This is a genomic window from Mycobacterium sp. E1747, assembly GCF_001667775.1.
Classification (GTDB): Bacteria; Actinomycetota; Actinomycetes; order Mycobacteriales; family Mycobacteriaceae; genus Mycobacterium.
In genome coordinates this window covers 1-828 of the sequence record NZ_LZJI01000138.1, presented here as the reverse complement: position 1 = coordinate 828, position 828 = coordinate 1, and the positions used below count along the sequence as shown (strand labels likewise).

2 pseudogenes are annotated in these 828 nt (G+C 69.0%); one reads left to right on the top strand and one right to left on the bottom strand.

The features are described 5' to 3' along the window. Window positions 1-376: pseudogene (locus tag A5695_RS13490) on the top strand (hypothetical protein); the annotation flags it as partial. 4 nt (window positions 377-380) lie between these two features. Here A5695_RS13490 and A5695_RS13485 read toward each other — a convergent pair. Continuing rightward, window positions 381-828 (bottom strand): annotated as a pseudogene (locus tag A5695_RS13485) (hypothetical protein); the annotation flags it as partial.

Here is an 828-nt window from a genome sequence, read left to right as displayed (position 1 = left end):
CGAGAACAAGCCGTCCAATCCCAGCGACCCGCACGACGGGGCGTACACGGCGGCGCGGCTGGCCCGCGACGAGGGCGTGCCCATTTCGACGATCTCGTTCGGCACCAAGACCGGCGAGATCGAGATGGACGGGCAGCGCGTCGCCGTCCCGGTCTCGACGGACCACATGAAGACCATCGCCAAGCTGTCCGGCGGGCAGTCCTACACCGCCAGCAACATCGCCGAGCTCAACAAGAGCTACAACGCCATCGAGAAGGACATCGGTTATCGGACCGTGCCGGGGCCGGGCAGCGCCGGGTGGCTGCGCCTGGGCGTGATCACCGCCTTGATCGCGACGGCGCTGGCGCTGCTGATCAACCGGCGGCTGCCGGTCTGATCGCTCAGGAGGGCAGCCGGCGATTCAGGAACAGCCCGGCCAGGATCGCACCGGCCAACGCGACCGCGCCCAGCAGCATCCAGGCCAGGCTGGCGTCGCCCTTGACGGTCTCGTAGCCGATCTGGCGCTGCAGGGTCGAGTAGACGTTCTTCAGCGATTCCAGGCTGTCGGCGTGGAACGCCTGGCCGTCGGTGATCTCGCAGATCTTCTGCAGCGTCTGGTCGTCGACGGGAACCGGGATCGTGGCGCCCTCGTATTCGACGGTGCCGTACGGCGTCCCGAAGGAGATGGTCGAGATCTGCACGCCCGCGGCCTTGGCGGCCCGGGCGGCGGTGAACGCCCCCTGCGGGGCGTTGGCGTCCAGCGGCACATTCTCCGCGCCGCCGTGTACGCCCCGTCGTGCGGGTCGCTGGGATTGGACGGCTTGTTCTCCCCGCCGTCGGACAGCAGCA